Raw genomic sequence first — 17268 nt, forward strand, 5'->3', positions numbered from 1 at the left:
GGCCTTACTCCACCGTGACCACAATGACAGCCTTCGCCGGAACCTTCACCGTCAGCTTGCCATCGACGGCCGTGGCGCTGTAAGGCGCCGGCTTGATGGCCTGCGGGGCCTGGAAGGTGTTGTGCGCGTCCATCGCGGCAGCGGTCAGCACGCGGCCCTTGACGGCCTTGATGGCCTGCCCCGGCACGTTGATCGCCACTTCCGCAGCCTGCGCTGGATTGGTGTTGACCAGCGCCAGATACAGCTTGCCATCCGTGCCGCGCGCGGCCGATGCGCTGATCTCCGGCACGCTCGCGCCATCGAGCGCGTACGGCGGATTGTTCGACAACGTCAGCGGCAGCGAAGCCGCGCCCTGGAATGGCACATACATCTCGAAGGCGTGATAGGTCGGCGTCAGCACCATCTTGTCCTTGTCGGTGATAATCATCGATTGCAGCACGTTGACCATCTGCGCGATATTGGTCATGCGCACCCGGTCTGCATGGGCATGGAAGATGTTGAAGTTAAGCGCTGCAACAACCGCATCGCGCAGGGTGTTCTGCTGAAACAGGAAGCCGGCGTTGGTACCCTTCTCCACGTCGTACCAGGTGCCCCATTCATCGACGAACAGGCCCAGTTTCTTCTCCGGGTCGTTCTTGTCCATCGCCGCGGAGTTCTTGCGGATGTGGTCTTCCATGCGCAGCGTGTTGGACATCGTGGACATCCACTCGTTCTCCGGGAAGCCGGTGGCCGCGCCCTTCACTTCCCATTTACCGGTCGGGATGGTGTAGTAGTGGAAGCTGATGCCGTCGGTCTGGCGCTTCAGCTGCTTGCTCAGCACCTCGGACCAGCTCACATCGTTGTCGTTGCCGCCGCTGGCGATCATCTTCGGACGGTATTGCTGCGGCGCGCGCAGGAAGGTCTCGACGTTCTTGTACAGGTCAGCGTAGTGTTCCGGCGTCATATTGCCGCCGCAGCCCCAGGCCTCGTTACCGATCGCGAAATAGGCAACCTTGAATGGCTTGTCGCGGCCATTCTTGCGGCGCAGGTTGGCCAGCGTGGACTTGCTGTCCGAGGTCAGATACTCGATCCACTCCGACATCTCCTGTGCACTGCCGGTGCCAAGGTTGCCGTTGACGTAGGCATCGGCGCCCAGCAGGTCGACCAGGTCGAAGAACTCGTGCGTGCCGACGGCATTGGATTCCTCCACGCCGCCCCAGTTGGTGTTGACCTTGACCGGCCGCTTCTCGCGCGGGCCGATGCCGTCCTTCCAGTGATATTCGTCGGCGAAGCAGCCGCCAGGCCAGCGCACCAGCGGCACGTGCATGGCCTTCAAAGCGCCGACAACGTCGTTGCGCCAGCCCTTGGTGTTCGGGATCTTCGATTTCGGGCCGACCCACATGCCTTCGTAGATGCCGGTGCCGAGGTGTTCGGCGAACTGGCCGTAGATGTCCTTGTTGATGACGGCGCCCGGCTTGCCGGCGTCGATGGTCAGGCCGATGGTGTCAGCTGCGAACGCGCCGCCCGAGGCGAGCAGGCACAGGGCGAGTACGCCATGTTTGATTTGGTTCATTGTGATCTCCTGTTTATAGTTTTATGACGAAGCCGCCGTGCGGCTTGATCGTTACTTCCACTTTCTTAACCGCTGCGATGCTGCGCTGGCTGAAACTGCGTTCGGCGTCGCCGTCGCCGATGATCGTGCCCTGCCTGGCGTTGGCAAAGGACAGGTCCAGCATCAGCGTCTTGTCTGCGCCGGTGGCATTGATGCCGGCGACGTACCAGGTGTCGCCGGAGCGGCGCGCTATGACGGCGTATTGGCCCGGGTAGCCATCCACCAGACGGCTATCGTCCCAGCTGCGCGGCAGCTCCTGTAGAAAAGATTTAACGTAGGCCGGCACGGTCGCCATGCCCTCAGGGATCTCGGCGAAGTGCTGGATGCCGGAGATGTACAGCACCGATGTCGCCAGTTCGAAGCCATTGCTGGAGCTGCGCTTGATCTTGGGGATATCGCCAAAGACCATCGGAGTGAAGTCCATCGGATCGAACAGATTGCGGGCGAACGGCAGCATGGCGGCGTGGGCCGGCATCTTGTCCTCGTCGACCTGCTCGAAGGTGGTGAACTCCATGCCGCGCACGGCTTCCATCGTCATCAGGTTGGGCCAGGTGCGGATCCAGCCGCGCGGCAGCGTGGCGCCGTGGAAGTTGACCAGCAAGCCAGCATCCGCAGCGTCGCGCAGGATGGCGATGTAGTAGGCGATCATCGATTGCGCGTCGCCGTTGAAGAAGTCGATCTTCACGCCCTTGACGCCCATATCGCGCAGGCGCTTGAACTCGGCCACGCGCTGCTCGTGCGTCAGCAACTGGCTCTTGGGCGAGTATTCGGTATCGTTCCACGGGCCGGACGAGTTATACCAGAGCAGAATGCCGACGTTCTTCATCGCCGCGTAGCCGACCAGCTCCTTGATCTTGTCGTAGCCGATCTTGCGGTCCCAGTCGGCGTCGATCAGGGTGTAATCCCAGTGCATGTCAGCGGCGTAGTCGATGAACTTCTTCTGCACGTCGTAGACAGTGGCGTCGTCCTTCATCAGCGCCCAGCTCCACGAAGCGTGGCCGGGCTTGACCAGTTGCTTGTCGAAGGCGATGGCCGGTGCGGCCAGGTCGGTGCCGAGCGTGGAGTTGACGACCGTCTTCAACGGCCCCAATGCCAGCAGGCGCCATGGCGACGTCAGCGTGCCGTCGACTTCCGCCAGCAAGCCACCGCCGGGGTAGACTTCAGCGGCCATCGGATTGCCGATGCTGTAGATGCCGCCCTTCGATTCGGGCGCCAGGCGCGAGGCCTGGAAGCTGCCGTCCATGCTGGCTTCGGAGATCGCCACCCAGTTGTCGCCACTTTTGAACAGCGCCGGGAACACCCAGCCCGCCGGTGACGGCGATGGCGTGCCGACCGGGATGTCCATCTGGTAGTGCTCTTCGTAGGATGGATTGGTGCGGCTCCACCCGGTCTGCGCGACGGCGATCGGTTGCAGCCAAGCCTTGGCTGCGGGAGGCAAGGCGAAGGTGGTGCGTTCCTGGATCAGCTTCTTGTGCGGCAGCGCAGGCTCGGCGACGATGTAGCGGAAGGCGACACCGTCGTTCGATACGCGGAACACGATGTCCATCGCCTGCTGCTGCGGGTTGCGCACAGTGTAGGTCTGCTCGTTGGCGCTGTAGCTGATGATGCTCTTTTTACCGACCGCCATCTGGTACTGGTCGTTGATGGAGCGGGCTTTGGAAGTCGCGGTCAACGTCAAGGCGCTGGCCAGGTCGGCCCCTTGCAACTGCAGGCCCAGGGTGGAAGCCAGCAGCACCGGCTTGCCGTCGCGCGAGATCGAGTAGCTCAACGCGCCACCGCCGACGGAATGCAGCGTGACGCTGACGTGGCGATCGGGACTGGTCAGCACCGGCGCCGCGACGGCAGCCGTCATTGCGCTGGCGGCGAGCGCCAGCGCGGAGAAACATGTCTTTACCATGTTCTTACCTTTTTTATGGTTATGTATCCCCACCGCCTCATCGGGCGGCTGTCTCCGGGGCTGGGGTCAAGTCTGACATTTGGACACGGCCTCTGCTGTAGCAACGACTAAAGCAGAGGCCGTGTCCAAATGTCAGACTTGACCCCATCGTTTTTATACCCAGCCTGCGTCGACGATGAACTCCTGAGCGGTGCACATGGCGCCGTCTTCGGCGGCCAGGAACAGCACCATCGACGCCACATGCTGCGGCATCAGTTTGGTCGGCAGGCACTGATTGCGTTTGATGTCCTGCTCGCCCGCGTCGTCCAGCCAGAGGTCGATCTGGCGTTGGGTCATCACCCAGCCTGGCGTCACCGTGTTGACGCGGATGCCGTGCGCGCCGAACTCGCGCGCCAGCCCGCGCGTGAGCCCGTGCACCGCCGCCTTGGACGTGGCGTACACCGGATAGCCTGCGTTTTTCACATGCCACGAAATCGAACCGACGTTGATGATCGAACCGGCGCCCTTCTTCTTCATGCCCGCCAATACGGCCTGGCAGGTGAAGAACATCGGCCGCTGGTTGATGGCGATGCGCTCGTTCCAGTAGTCCACCGTTACTTCCGCCGTTTCGTGGCGCTGGTCGTTGGCGGCGTTGTTGACCAGGATGTCGAAGTCGCCGACAGCGGCGACCATCTCGGACATGGTGTCCTGCAGCGCCGGAATGTCGGTGATGTCGCATTGGCGGAACAGCGGCTCGGGATAGCCAGCTTCCTTCACGCGGCGGACCAGCGCGAGACTGGCGTCGCGGGCGATGTCCACGAACGCCACTTGCGCGCCCTGCTCGGCGAAGGAAATCACCATCGCCTCGCCGATGCCGGTGCCGCCACCGGTGATGAATACACGCTTGCCACGCAAGCTGCCAAATTTGGCCAATTGGGTCATACAGTCTCCTGCTTTTTTTATCGGTATTTGCCAGCTCAGTATGGATTCCCGCTTTCGCGGGAATGACGAGGCGCGGTCGTTCCCGCAAAAGCGGGAACCCATACTGATTCTGCTTAGCTGCGCGTCAGTTCACCGTCGCGGCAGCGCCAGGCTGCGGCGCCGTTGTCGCGCAATACCTCCGGCAGCAGCGCCTGCGACAGGTTCTGATACGACACCGGACGCAGAAAGCGCGAGATAGCCCCCGTCCCCACGGACGTGCTGCGGCCATCGGACGTCGACGGGAATGGCCCGCCATGCACCATCGCGCTGCACACCTCAACTCCAGTCGGGAAGCCGTTGGCCAGAATGCGGCCCGCCTTGCGCTCCAATACAGGCAGCAACGCATGCGCCAGATCCAGATCGCCGTCGTCCAGTTGCAGCGTGGCCGTTAACTGGCCCTCCAAGCTCTCCAACACCTTGTGCAGTTCCACGATATCCTTGCATGCGACCACCAGCGAAGCCGGGCCGAATACCTCTTCCGACAACGCATGCTGCTCCAGGAAAGCCTCGCCGCTGGCGACGAACAGCGCCGGAGCGCCCTTGCCTTCCGACTGCGGCGCCAATGCCAGCGTCTTCACGTCCGTATGTTCCGCCAGTTGCGCGATGCCGCGCTGGAAGCTGCCGGCGATCCCCGGCGACAGCATCGCGCAGGCAGCGCCACCCGCCAGCGCCTGTGCCGCAGCATGGGAAAAGCGGTCCAGGTCCGGGCCGGCGATACCAATCACCAGACCGGGATTGGTGCACATCTGCCCCACGCCCAGCACCAGCGAAGCGGCGAAACCGGCGGCGATGTCCTCGGCGCGCGCAGCCAGGGCGCGCGGCAGCAGGAGCACCGGATTGATCGAACTCATTTCCGCATACACGGGAATCGGCACCGGCCGCGCGGCCGCAACGGCCATCAGCGCCAGGCCGCCACTACGCGAACCCGTAAAGCCGACCGCCTTGATGGCCGGATGGCGCACCAGCTCCTGGCCGATGCCGTTGCCGCTGCCGGTCAGCAGCGAGAACACGCCGGCCGGCAGTCCGCACAGTTCAACCGCCTTGACCACGGCGCGGCCCACCAGCTCCGACGTGCCGGGATGCGCGGAGTGCGCCTTCAGCACGACCGGGCAGCCGGCCGCCAGCGCCGACGCGGTGTCGCCGCCTGCTACAGAAAACGCCAACGGGAAGTTACTGGCCGCGAAGACGGCGACCGGACCGAGTCCGATCATGCGCATCCGCAGGTCCGGACGCGGCGGTGCCCGTTCCGGCAAGGCCTGGTCGATGCGGACATCGTTCCAAGAGCCTTCGCGCAGCAGGTTGGCAAACAGTTTCAGTTGGCCGACGGTGCGGCCACGCTCGCCCTCGACGCGCGCACGCGGCAGGCCGCTTTCGGCCATCACTCGCTCGACCAGCACATCGCCCAGCGCTATGATCTGGTCGCCGATGGTTTCAAGGAAGACGGCGCGCTTCTCGTCGCTCAACGCGCGGAAGGTGTCGAACGCGGCGTCGGCTAGGCGGCAGGCCTGATCGATCTGCGCGAAATCGACGCCGAAGAACTCCGGCTCCATCTGCTGTTGCAACGTTGGGTTGTAGGCGCGGATACCGCCGCCCGTACCTTTGACGGCCACGCCGCCGATCAGTGCTTCACCGGTGATGATCATAATGCTTTCACTTTCGCGACTTCGGTTTTGTACACGGCCAGCTTGTTGCGCAGGGCCGGGCCGAATTGCGACGCTTCGATTTCAAACGTCTCGCCGGGTTTGACGACGATGTTGTCGGCCACGCTCAGCGTCGCCGTGCCGAAGAAGTGGATGTGCACATCGCCGGGACGCTTGAACAGCGGGTACTTGAAGTGGTGGTGCTCCAGGTTGGCGATGGTGTGCGACATATTCTGTTCGCCGCTGAAGAAAGCCTTCTGCCAGCGCACTTTGCCTTCCACGTCGTAGATGCGCGACGTGCCTTCGATATGCGCAGGTGCTTCGCCGACCAGCAGCGCCGGGCCAAGGCCGCAGGCGCGCAGCTTGGAGTGTGCGAGGTACAGGTAGTTCTGGCGTTCGGTCACGTGATCCGAGAACTCGTTGCCGATGGCGTAGCCCACTCGGTATGGCTGGCCATCGTCGCCGATCACATACAGGCCCGCCACTTCAGGCTCTTCGCCGCCGTCGAGCGCGAAGTCAGGCATGTTCAGGGCCTGGCCGCTGGCGGCGACGATGGAGCCGTCGCCCTTGTAGAACCATTCCGGCTGCACGCCCGCTACACCCGCAGCAGGCTTACCGCCTTCCACGCCCATGCGGAACATCTTCATGGAGTCGCTCAGGGATTCGACATCGCCGCCGATTTTCTTGTGCATGGCGTCGCGGGTGTCGGCGCTGCCCAGGTGGGTCAGGCCGGTGCCGGTGACGTAGCAGTGGGCGTCGTCGCTGTGGTCCAGCGGCGGCAGCAAGCCCCCCGCTGCGGCCACGGCGTCGAACGCCAGCACGGCTTGGCCGGCGGCCTTGGCTGCCAGTTCGGCCAGCCCGACCGACTTGCGAATCGCGTCCTGCGCCAGCGCGTAGGTCGTGGCATAGCCTTCGATGACGCGGATGGTGTTCTGTTCCAGCACGCCGATCTGGCGCGCGCCTTGTTCGTTCTTGAATTGTACGAGCAGCATATAGTCTCCTTTGCATCCCGTCATTCCCGCGCAGGCGGGAATCCATGCTGAGCATGCACTCAGGCGTTCTATGGGTTCCCGCCTTCGCGGGAACGACGAGGGTGGTGGTTAGTGCGAATGGCGCGGCACGGCCGAGCCGCGGTTCCCGACCAGGAAGTCGAAGTCGCAGCCTTCGTCGGCTTGCAGCACGTGTTCGATATACAGTTTCTGGTAACCTGTCTTCGGCCCCGGCGCGGAGCCGGCGACGCGCACGGCCTGGCGTTCCGCCATTTCCGCATCCGAGATCTCCAGATTTAGCAGGCCACCCGCGCAATCGAGCGTGATCCAGTCGCCGTCCTTGACGATGCCCAGCGGGCCGCCGGCCATCGCTTCCGGCGCCACGTGCAGCACCACGGTGCCGTAAGCGGTGCCGCTCATGCGCGCATCCGAGATGCGGACCATGTCCTTGACACCGGCCGCCAGCAGTTTCGGCGGCAGGCCCATATTCCCTACTTCGGCCATGCCGGGATAACCTTTCGGGCCGCAGTTCTTCATCACCAGCACCGAGCTGGCATCGACTTCCAGCTCCGGATCAACGATGCGGCTCTTGTAATGCTCGAAGTCCTCGAACACCACGGCGCGGCCGCGATGCTGCATCAGCTCCGGCGTGGCGGCCGACGGTTTCAATACCGCGCCGCGTGGCGCCAGGTTGCCACGCAGGATGCAGATGCCGCCATCCTTCAGCAGCGGATTCTCCAGCGGACGTATCACCTCGTCGTCGTAGATCGGCGCTTCCTTGCAGTTTTCCCACAGCGATTTGCCGTTGACGGTCAGCGCATCCGGATGCGGCACCAGGCCGCCATCACCCATGCGGCGGATCGCGCCCGGCAGGCCGCCGGCGTAGTAGAACTCCTCCATCAGGAAGCGGCCCGACGGCAGCAGGTCGACGATGGTCGGCGTGCCGCGGCCCACGCGGGTCCAGTCTTCCAATTCCAGGTCGACGCCGATGCGGCCGGCGATGGCTTTCAGGTGGATCACGGCGTTGGTCGAACCGCCGATGGCGGCGTTGACGCGGATCGCGTTCTCGAAGTTTTCGCGCTTGAGGATCTTCGACAGCGTCAGGCCTTCCTTCACCATTTCAACGGCGCGGATGCCCGACATGTGCGCCAGGATGTAGCGGCGCGAATCGACGGCGGGGATGGCGGCGTTGTGCGGCAGCGTGGTGCCCAGCGCTTCGGCCATGCAGGCCATCGTCGATGCGGTGCCCATGGTGTTGCAGGTGCCTGCGGAACGGGAGTGGCCCGATTCCGCCGACATGAATTCGTGCATCGTGATTTCGCCGGCCTTGACCTGCTCGTGCAGCTGCCATACGGCGGTGCCGGAGCCGATGTTCTTGCCATTGAGCTTACCGTTCAGCATAGGGCCGCCGCTGACGACGATAGTAGGAATGTCAACCGACGCGGCGCCCATCAGCAGCGCGGGCGTGGTCTTGTCGCAGCCGACCAGCAGCACCACGCCGTCCATCGGATTGCCGCGTATGGATTCTTCGACGTCCATGCTGGCCAGGTTGCGGGTCAACATGGCGGTTGGGCGCAGATTGGATTCGCCGTTGGAGAACACCGGGAATTCAACCGGGAAGCCGCCGGCCTCCAGGATGCCGCGCTTGACGTGTTCCGCCAGCTTGCGGAAGTGGGCGTTGCAAGGGGTCAGTTCCGACCAGGTGTTGCAGATGCCGATGATGGGTTTGCCCTGGAACTCGTGATCAGGAATGCCCTGATTCTTCATCCAGCTGCGATACATGAAACCGTTCTTGTCCTGGGTGCCAAACCACTCGGCGGAACGCAGTTTCACCTTCTTGTCGTTATCAGACATGCATATCTCCTCAGTATGTTCCTGTACGGGGACGTGCTTGTCATGCCCCCGTATCGATAAGCCATACTAAGTTGTAGTGAGATATCTTTCCAATAAATTATTATTCGACTTTGATACCGGAATGAGTATCAGTCGTCGACGGAGAAGCGGTAGCCCATGACGGTGGTGTACTCCGCGCCGGGGCGCAGTATCGTCGATGGGAATTCGGCTTGGTTGGGCGAGTCGGGATAGTGTTGCGGTTCGAGGCAGAAGCCGCTGCGATGGCCGTAGATGCGGCCCTTGCCCTGCATGCCGTCGTGCAGGAAGTTCCCGCTGTAGAACTGGATGCCCGGCTCCTGCGTCACCACCTCCAGCACGCGGCCGGACGATGGATCGCGCACGCGGGCCGCCAGTTCCAGCGCGCCGGTCTGCGATTTGTTCAGCACGAAGTTATGGTCGTAGCCGGCGCCGTGGCGCAGCTGTTCGTCGTCCGCGTCGATGCGCGCGCCGATCGCGTGCGGCGTTCGGAAATCGAACGGCGTGCCGGCCACCGGTGGCAGTTCGCCGGTCGGTATTAGGCCGCCGTCCACCGGGGTGTAGGCGTCGGCCACGATGGTCAGTTCGTGGGCCAGGATGTCGCCCTTGCCGGCCAGGTTGAAATAGGCGTGGTTGGTCAGGTTGACCGGCGTGGCTTTATCGCTGATTGCGTGGAAAGCGATACGCAATTCGTTATCGTTGCGCAGTTCGTAGATCACCGTGACTTCCAGGTTGCCGGGGTAGCCTTGTTCGCCGTCGGGGCTCAGGTAGCTCAGGATCAGGCCTGCGGATTTGGGCGTGGCGAAGGATTCGGCTTCCCACAGGCGGCGGTGGAAGCCGTCCTGGCCGCCGTGTAAATGGTTTATACCGTTGTTGACGTCCAGCTGGTGGGTTTCGCCGTCCAGCGTGAAGCGGCCGTTGGCGATGCGGTTGCCGTAGCGGCCGATCAGCGCGCCGAAATAGTGGGATTCGCCCAGGTAGGCGGCGGGGTCGTCGAAGCCCAGGCAGATGTCGGCCAGCTGGCCGTTGCGGTCGGGGGTGTGGATTTCGGTGATGACGCCGCCGAGGGTGCTGATCTTGACGGTCAGGCCGTTGGCGTTGGTCAGTGTGTACAGCGTGGCGTCAGGGCCGAAGGGCGAACTGGTGATGGTTGGCTGCATGAGTGCTTTCTATGGCAACGGCGGCCGACGGGAATCGCTCCCGTGGCCGCCGCTTGTGTTCTATGGATTCCCGCCTGCGCGGGAACGACGCTTTTAAGCCAACGATGGCTTTCCGAAAACCGGCATGCCCTGCCCGTCCCATTTCAATGGCTTGACGTAGGTGTGCCGGTCCGGGTTCCACAGCGGATCGCCGATAATCTCGGTATAGGTGCGCGCATGATAAACCAACATGACGGTTTCGCCATCGTCGCCGACGGTGAAGCTGTTATGCCCAGGCCCGTACACGCCATGCTCGTAGCAGGTTTGCAGCACCGGCTGCGGTGTCTTGGTCCACGCGGCCGGGTCCAGCAGATCGGCATCCTCGTCCGCCCACAGCAGGCCCATGGCGTAGTTCTCGTCGGTGGCGCTGGCCGAGTAGCTGATGAAGATCTTGCCGTTCTTCTTCAGCACCGACGGCCCCTCGTTGACCCAGAAGCCGCGTATCTCCCAGTCGAATTCCGGCTTGCTCAGCATGACCGGCGGGCCGCCCAGCTGCCACGGCGTTTTCATCGGCGCGATGTACAGGTTGGAATTGCCTTCGATGGCCACGTCCTTCTGCGCCCACAGGTAGTACAGCTGCCCCTTGTGGCTGAAGGTGGTGGCGTCCAGGCAGAAGGTGTCGATGCCGGTGTCGATCTGGCCCATGAACTCCCACTCGCCTTCCAATGGATTCGGATTGGCGTTGCGGATCGCGTACATGCGGTGCTGGAACAGCTTGTGTTTGATCTCGCGGCTCGGCGCGGCGGCGAAGTAGACGTACCAGGCGCCATCGTTGAAGTGCAGCTCCGGCGCCCAAACCAGTTCGCTATACGGTCCGCTGTCCGGCTTGTGCCAGACATCGATCTTGGCCGCATCCGCCAGGCCGGCGATGGTCTTCGCGCGGCGCAGTTCGATGCGGTCGTACTGCGGCACCGAGGCGGTGAAGTAGTAATAGCCGTCGCTGTGACGAATGATAAAAGGATCGGCGCGCTGCTCGATCAGCGGATTCAGTACATCTTCCATTGCTTCGACTTCCAAAAAATTAGACTGCCACATAACCCTTGACTCCCATTTCCGCCTTGACCTCGGTGTAGTACTCGTCGTTGATACGGTACTTGAACATCAAAAGCCCCATCACGGTATGGAAGAAACCGGGGATCAGCGTCATCATCAGCACAATGCCGTGCAGCGCGTACGCGGTCTGCTCGACGTTGGGCACGTAGGCGAAATGCGTCAGCAGCTTGCCGACCAAAACACCGGCGATGCCCATGCCCGCCTTCTGGCAGACCGAGATGCCGCCGAAGGCGAAACCCGACACGCGCTTGCCCGTCTTGACCACGCCGTAGTCGATAGTCTCGGCGATGGCCGACCAGAACACCGGCGCATGCAAATCCACCACGAACGACAGCAGGAAATACAGCACGAAGGCCAGCACGGTGTCGCCCGGCCCGACGAAGAAGTAGATCGCGGCGCTGATGACGCCCACGCCGATCTGCGTCCAGCGGAACAGATTGACCTTGCAATAGAACTTGGTGATCCAGGTCGACGCGATCATCGACAGGATGGCGGCCACCACGCCGGTCGACAGGAAGGCCGAGATGGTCGGGCCGTCCGCGCCGAGATAGTATTTGGCATAGTAGATCGCCACCGAGCCGCGCACCACATAGCCGATGGTGCCGGTGACGCAGACGCCGCACAGGATCAGCCACTGGTCGTTCTTCACCAGCACCTTGACCTGCTCCCACAGCGACTGGCGCTGCACCACGTGCTGCACGCGCTCGCGGGTGGTGAAAAAGCAGAACAGGAACAGCAGCACGCCCATGCCGGCCATGACGGCCATGGCAAACTGGTAGCCAGCGGCAGCGTTGCCGCCACCCCAGCGCTCCGACAGCAGCGGCACGATGACCGTCACCATGAAGGCGCCGATCTTGGCGAAGAACAGGCGGTAGCCGTTGGCGGACAGGGTCTCCTGCGGCTCCTTGGACAAGGCGCTGGGCAGCGAGATGTACGGAATGCCCACGCCCGCCGTCATGATGGTCATGATGATGTAGGTGGAGTAGGCCCACACCAGCTTGGCGCTGTAGCCCCAATCGGGCGTGGTGAAGACGAAGAACACGCTGAGCCCATACGGCACGGCCAACAGCAGCAGCCACGGACGATAGCGCCCCCAGCGGCTGGTAAAGCGGTCGGTGATCTGCCCCATCGTCAGGTCGGCCAGCGCGCCGACGAACTTCACCACGCCAAACATCAGCGCCAGGTCGACCGTCTTCAGGCCGTAGATGTCCGTGTAGAAGAAGGTGATGATCAACATCATCGACGAGATCACCACGTTCAGCGCCATATCACCGGCGCCAAAGCCCACTTTTTCCAACAAAGACATTTTTTGATTCGACATCGAATACTCCAGCAGGTTGTCATTCCCGCGAGCGGGAATGACGTCAACACAACAAGACGGGAACGTTCTTGACCGTCGGGGCTTACATCTTCCAGCGCAAGCCAACCGAGACCGAACGTCCGATCTGGAGCGTACCGAAATTGGTCAACTGCGCGTTACCCGCACTGCCAAAGTGGTAGTACTGCTGCTGTACTTCGTTCGTCAAGTTGACTCCACTGATATCGACCGACATGTTGTCGTTGATTTTATAGGAGATCTGCATGTCGACGCTCTTTTCCGGATGACGCCAGATGCCAATCGGATTGGCAAACAAGGCGGCTTCGTTACTGGCCAGGAAGCCGGAGCGCCATACATAGGACAAGCGTGCGCTGACCGGGCCCTTTTCGTACGCCAGGGTGGCGTTGTAGGAACTGTTCGACACGCCGAAGAACGGTGTCTCAAGCTGGGAGACGATGACGCCGGCATCATTGGCGTCGGGCACGTTCTGCGACGAGGTCAGCCGCGTATAGCTGCCCTGGAATCCCAGACCGTCCAGCAAGCTCGGCAGCCCCTTCGGGAAGTAGATCAAGCCGAGCTCGGCGCCACTGATCGTGCCGTTGGAGGCGTTGACCGGCGAGTTGATGACGTAGTCATAGCCGTTCGTATGGTCGCCGCCCGAGGTCGAGTTGCGGAACGGGTCGTTCGCCGGATCGACGTGCACCTTGCGACGCAAGCCCACGACCAGGCCGTCGATCTTGCGCTTGAACGCCGTGCCGTAGAGTGCGCTGTCCTTCTGGAAATACCACTCAGCCGTCAGATCCAGGTTCTTGGAGTGCGTCGGTTTCAGGTCAGGATTGCCGCCGCTGCCCGAGCCATAACCCACCTTCGACACGTCGTCACCGAGCTGCAGGACAGGATTCAGATCGCCGAAGTTCGGGCGGCGCAGGGTTTCACCATAGTTAAAGCGCAGCACCACGTCCTTGGACGGATCGTAAATCAGCGTCATGCTGGGCAAGACCTTGCTGGTCGACTTGCTGGCACTGGACGGCGTGACCGCCTTGGTGCTGGCATCAACCTTGTAGAAGGTCATGTCGGTATCGACCTTCACGTAGCGCACGCCGAAATTGCCGCGCAGGCGATGGCCGAACAGCTCGTTCTGGGTATTCCCCATCATGAACAGGTTGCTCGTCTTTTCTTCGACCGCGAACGTCTGCTGCAGGCTCAGCTTGTCCGTGGTCAGGAAGTTCTGATCGACCGAGTTAAACAGCTTGCGCCAGTCGTCGATATGGTCGCGAATGTAGTAGGCATTCGGCTCCACCCACGAGCGAGGAACGTCCGAAATGGCCGTGCCGAAGTTCGAGTTGGTGGAGGAATACTCCGGCCCCAGCGTGGCGAGGTTGCGGTTCAGAGTGCTCGATTGGGTGCGGTTAGCCTCCGACGCCTTGCGGTCGTCGAAGCGCACGCCGAAGTGGATCGTCTCCAGCGCACCCCAGCCGGCATCGTAGACGCCTGACAGATTGGCCGTCGCGGCGCTGCCCTTGTTGCGATTGGCGTTATCGTAGAACTGCGCGACATTCCACTTGCTCGCGTCGGTCAGGTCGGCATCGTTATTGAAATGGAAGGCCGTGTTGCCGCCGCCGGCATTGAAGTCGACGTCGATCGAAGGGGCAACGCGATCAATGCGGGTGGCTGTGAATTCCGAGTGAAAGGTGCTGCTCTGATACGACAGATCGCCTTCCAGCTTCAGACGGTTGCCAATGTTCCACTTGCCGTTCAAGGCATAAACGTAGGAATCGGTTGCCGACGTGGTGTAGTCGCCGCTGTTGAAGCCATAGACGTTATTAACCTTACGGGTCTTGATGACGTTGGTTCCCGGGTACGTCGTGATCGAGCCCGCAGGGTTGCTGCCGAGATCGCCCCACCAGTCGACAAAGCTGAACAGCAACTGATTGAAGGACTTGTCACGATAACCGTTGTACATCGATTCGAAGGTGTAGACCGAATCGCTGTTAGGCTTCCACTGCAAGGCGAGATTGGCGGCCTGACGCTCGCGCTTCCCCTGAACGTCGCTCTGGAAAACGGCGTCACGCGCCAGGTAATACGGATAGGCTTTGCCGTTGAAATCCAGTGTTGAACCCGCGGCCATCGGCAAGCCGGTATGGGTGCCAGGCGCCCAGATATTGTTGTCGAAGATGCGCTGCAAGGGCGTGTAACCTGGCGGAACTTCGGAAGCATTGGGGCTGACAAACGGCACCATGGCGCCAGGCGTCACGCTTTCATTGCGGTACTTCGTCTCGCTGGCCGACAGATTGACCAGGGCGCCGACTTCGCCGATGCCGGTTTCCCAGCGGTTGCTCAACATGCCGCTGAGCTGCGGATTCGCCTTTTTGGCTGGATCGAGATAGGTTTCGCGCGCCGACAGCGACACTTTCGGCCCCTTGAAATCGAATGGCCGCAGCGACTTGACGTCTACCTGACCGGCAATTCCGGTGTCCAGCTGGCTGGCGTCACGCGTCTTGTAGACGTCGATCTGGCGCACCAGCGTCGACGGAATGTCCTGCAGCGCCACCTGCGTGCCGGACGCTGTGAAAATATTGCGGCCGTTCCAGGTGGTCTGGACGTCGGGCAGGCCACGAATGGACAAGGTGCCGACTTCGCCGCCGGCGCGGTTGGTGACCTGTACGCCCGTAACGCGCTGCAGCGCTTCGACGACATTGTTATCGGGCAGCTTGCCGATGTCTTCGGCAACGACCGATTCCACGACCTGGTCGCTGGTGCGCTTGATCGCCAGGCTCTTGATCAGCGATGCCTTGACGCCCGTGACGACCACGGTCGCGGTGTCGGTCGCGGTATCTTTCGGCTCTGTCTTTTCGGCGGCCGCTTGCGCCCACACCGAGGCGCTGCTGAGCACGCCGGCTGCGGCCAGCACGGCGACGCCGGTTTTCAGGACGAGGCGATGCTTCGCCTGGGACTCGAAAGTCCCGGTCAATAGTTGGTTCATACGTCTCCTGTGTTATCTGTTTTATAGTTTTGTGCTACGACCTCAAAATCATCTTAGGGTCTGAGCAAAAAACAAACCAATCAATTTTTTCGGGTTTTTGATACCAAAAAAAGTATCAGCACAGGCAGGAAAAACAATAAAAAAGCCCGCGCTTGGCGGGCCTCATGCATTTTTTGCATGACTTTACTGGAAGGCGACCTCCGTAAAGCTGCGTAACTTGCGGCTGTGAAGCTTGTCCACCCCCAAAGCGCGCAGCAGTTCCAGCGCGCGGATGCCGATCCGTAAATGCTGGTCAACACGGTCGCGATAAAACTGGTTAGCCATGCCGGGCAGCTTGATTTCACCGTGCATGGGCTTGTCGCTCACGCACAACAAAGTCCCGTACGGCACGCGGAAACGGAAGCCGTTGGCGGCGATGGTGGCGCTTTCCATGTCCAGCGCGATCGCCCTGCTCTGGCTGAAACGGCGTTCCGGCGTGCGCTGCGGCAGCAGTTCCCAGTTGCGGTTGTCGGTGCTGGCGACGGTGCCGGTGCGCATCACGCGCTTGAGATCATGTCCGGTCAGCTGCGTGACCTCGGCCACGGCGGCCTCGATCGCCACCTGCACCTCGGCCAGCGGCGGAATCGGCACCCACAGCGGCAAATCTTCGTCGAGCACATGGTCCTCGCGCACATAGCCGTGCGCCAGCACGTAGTCGCCCAGCTGCTGGGTGTTGCGCAGGCCGGCGCAATGGCCCAGCATCAGCCAGGCGTGCGGCCGCAGCACGGCGATGTGGTCGGTGATGGTCTTGGCGTTGGCCGGGCCGACGCCGATGTTGACCATCGAAATGCCGGTGCCGTCAGCGCGGATCAGGTGGTAGCCCGGCATCTGCGGCAGGCGCGGCGGCGGTGCGCCGTGCGCGTCGTTGGCCTGCACCTCCTGGCCGACGCGGCGCGTGACCATATTGCCCGGCTCGATGAAAGCGATGTAATCGTCGCCCGGCGCGCCGGACGCCTGGCTCATCAGCTCATGTCCCAGCTTGACGAATTCGTCGATGTAGAACTGGTAGTTGGTGAACAGCACAAACTTTTGGAAGTGCTCGCACGAGGTGCCGGTGTAGTGGCGCAGGCGTTGCAGCGAGTAGTCCACGCGCGGGGCCGTGAACAGCGACAGCGGCTGCGCCTCGCCCGGCGGCGGCTCGTGGGTGCCGTTGGCGATGCCGTCGTCCATCGCGGCAAGGTTGGGCAGGTCAAATACGTCGCGCATCAGCAGGCGCCGTTCGGCGCTCATATTGCCTTCGATGTGCTCGTGCTCGGCGAACGAGAAATGGATAGGGATCGGCTGCGAACTGGTGCCCACTTCGATGCGCAGGTGGTGGCTGCCGTGGTTCTTCAACAGCAACTTGAACTGCTGCTGGTAATAGCGCGCGAACAGGTCGGGCCGCGTCAGCGTGGTCTCGTAGGTGCCGGGGCCGGCGACGAAGCCGAAGGCCAGCGTCGAATCTGCGCGGGCCACGGTGTCGGTATGGACGCGCACGAAGGGATAGCAGCCGCGCACATGCTCGCCGACATCCTCGCCGGCGACAAAGCGTTTCATGGCGTCGCGCAGGTGGGCGACGTTGGCCTCGTAAATGGCCAACACCTGTTCATAGGCAGCAATCGGATCGTCAAATTGCAGGGGGGCGATAAACGGACGGGTCATGGACATTTGGCTCCTTGGTGGCGCAGGTAGTTCCTTATATTTCCTATTGTAAAGGCTGTAAGCGGAACTTGCATTCTCCCTCTAGGGGA

11 protein-coding genes are annotated in these 17268 nt (G+C 62.2%); all 11 read right to left on the bottom strand.

Annotated elements, in window-relative coordinates:
• Positions 1-4: 4 nt before the first annotated feature.
• Positions 5-1552, bottom strand: a complete 1548-nt coding sequence (locus tag GEV02_RS22375) for an alpha-N-arabinofuranosidase (RefSeq protein ID WP_152840169.1) — start codon at positions 1550-1552, stop codon at positions 5-7.
• 13 nt (positions 1553-1565) lie between these two features.
• Positions 1566-3488, bottom strand: a complete 1923-nt coding sequence (locus GEV02_RS22380; protein WP_152840170.1) for a glycoside hydrolase family 97 protein — start codon at positions 3486-3488, stop codon at positions 1566-1568.
• A 153-nt stretch (positions 3489-3641) separates the two neighbouring features.
• Positions 3642-4409 (bottom strand): SDR family NAD(P)-dependent oxidoreductase, encoded by a 768-nt coding sequence (locus GEV02_RS22385; RefSeq protein WP_152840171.1) that lies wholly within the window; start codon positions 4407-4409, stop codon positions 3642-3644.
• Positions 4410-4522: 113 nt separating this feature from the next.
• Complete coding sequence (locus GEV02_RS22390) at positions 4523-6091, bottom strand: aldehyde dehydrogenase (NADP(+)) (RefSeq protein ID WP_152840172.1); 1569 nt, start codon at positions 6089-6091, stop codon at positions 4523-4525.
• The gene (gene araD1 / locus GEV02_RS22395) at positions 6088-7080 is read right to left on the bottom strand and encodes an AraD1 family protein (RefSeq protein WP_152840173.1); all 993 of its coding nucleotides are present in this window, start codon (positions 7078-7080) and stop codon (positions 6088-6090) included. Before araD1 ends, GEV02_RS22390 begins: the two co-directional genes overlap by 4 nt.
• Positions 7081-7188: 108 nt before the next feature.
• Positions 7189-8931, bottom strand: coding sequence for an IlvD/Edd family dehydratase (locus tag GEV02_RS22400; protein ID WP_152840174.1), 1743 nt, complete (start codon positions 8929-8931; stop codon positions 7189-7191).
• 128 nt (positions 8932-9059) lie between these two features.
• Positions 9060-10106, bottom strand: coding sequence for an aldose epimerase family protein (locus GEV02_RS22405; protein WP_152840175.1), 1047 nt, complete (start codon positions 10104-10106; stop codon positions 9060-9062).
• 93 nt (positions 10107-10199) lie between these two features.
• A complete protein-coding gene (locus GEV02_RS22410) occupies positions 10200-11147 on the bottom strand; it encodes a glycoside hydrolase family 43 protein (protein WP_152840176.1) in 948 nt (315 codons plus the stop codon).
• 19 nt (positions 11148-11166) lie between these two features.
• On the bottom strand, positions 11167-12519 hold the full coding sequence (locus GEV02_RS22415) for an MFS transporter (protein ID WP_152840177.1): 1353 nt from the start codon (positions 12517-12519) through the stop codon (positions 11167-11169).
• Between the two features lie 82 nt (positions 12520-12601).
• A complete protein-coding gene (locus tag GEV02_RS22420) occupies positions 12602-15499 on the bottom strand; it encodes a TonB-dependent receptor (protein ID WP_152840178.1) in 2898 nt (965 codons plus the stop codon).
• A 183-nt stretch (positions 15500-15682) separates the two neighbouring features.
• Positions 15683-17179, bottom strand: a complete 1497-nt coding sequence (locus tag GEV02_RS22425; protein WP_408014863.1) for an AMP nucleosidase — start codon at positions 17177-17179, stop codon at positions 15683-15685.
• Positions 17180-17268: the final 89 nt, after the last annotated feature.

This window comes from Rugamonas aquatica (genome assembly GCF_009380215.1).
Taxonomy (GTDB): Bacteria; Pseudomonadota; Gammaproteobacteria; order Burkholderiales; family Burkholderiaceae_D; genus Rugamonas; species Rugamonas aquatica_B.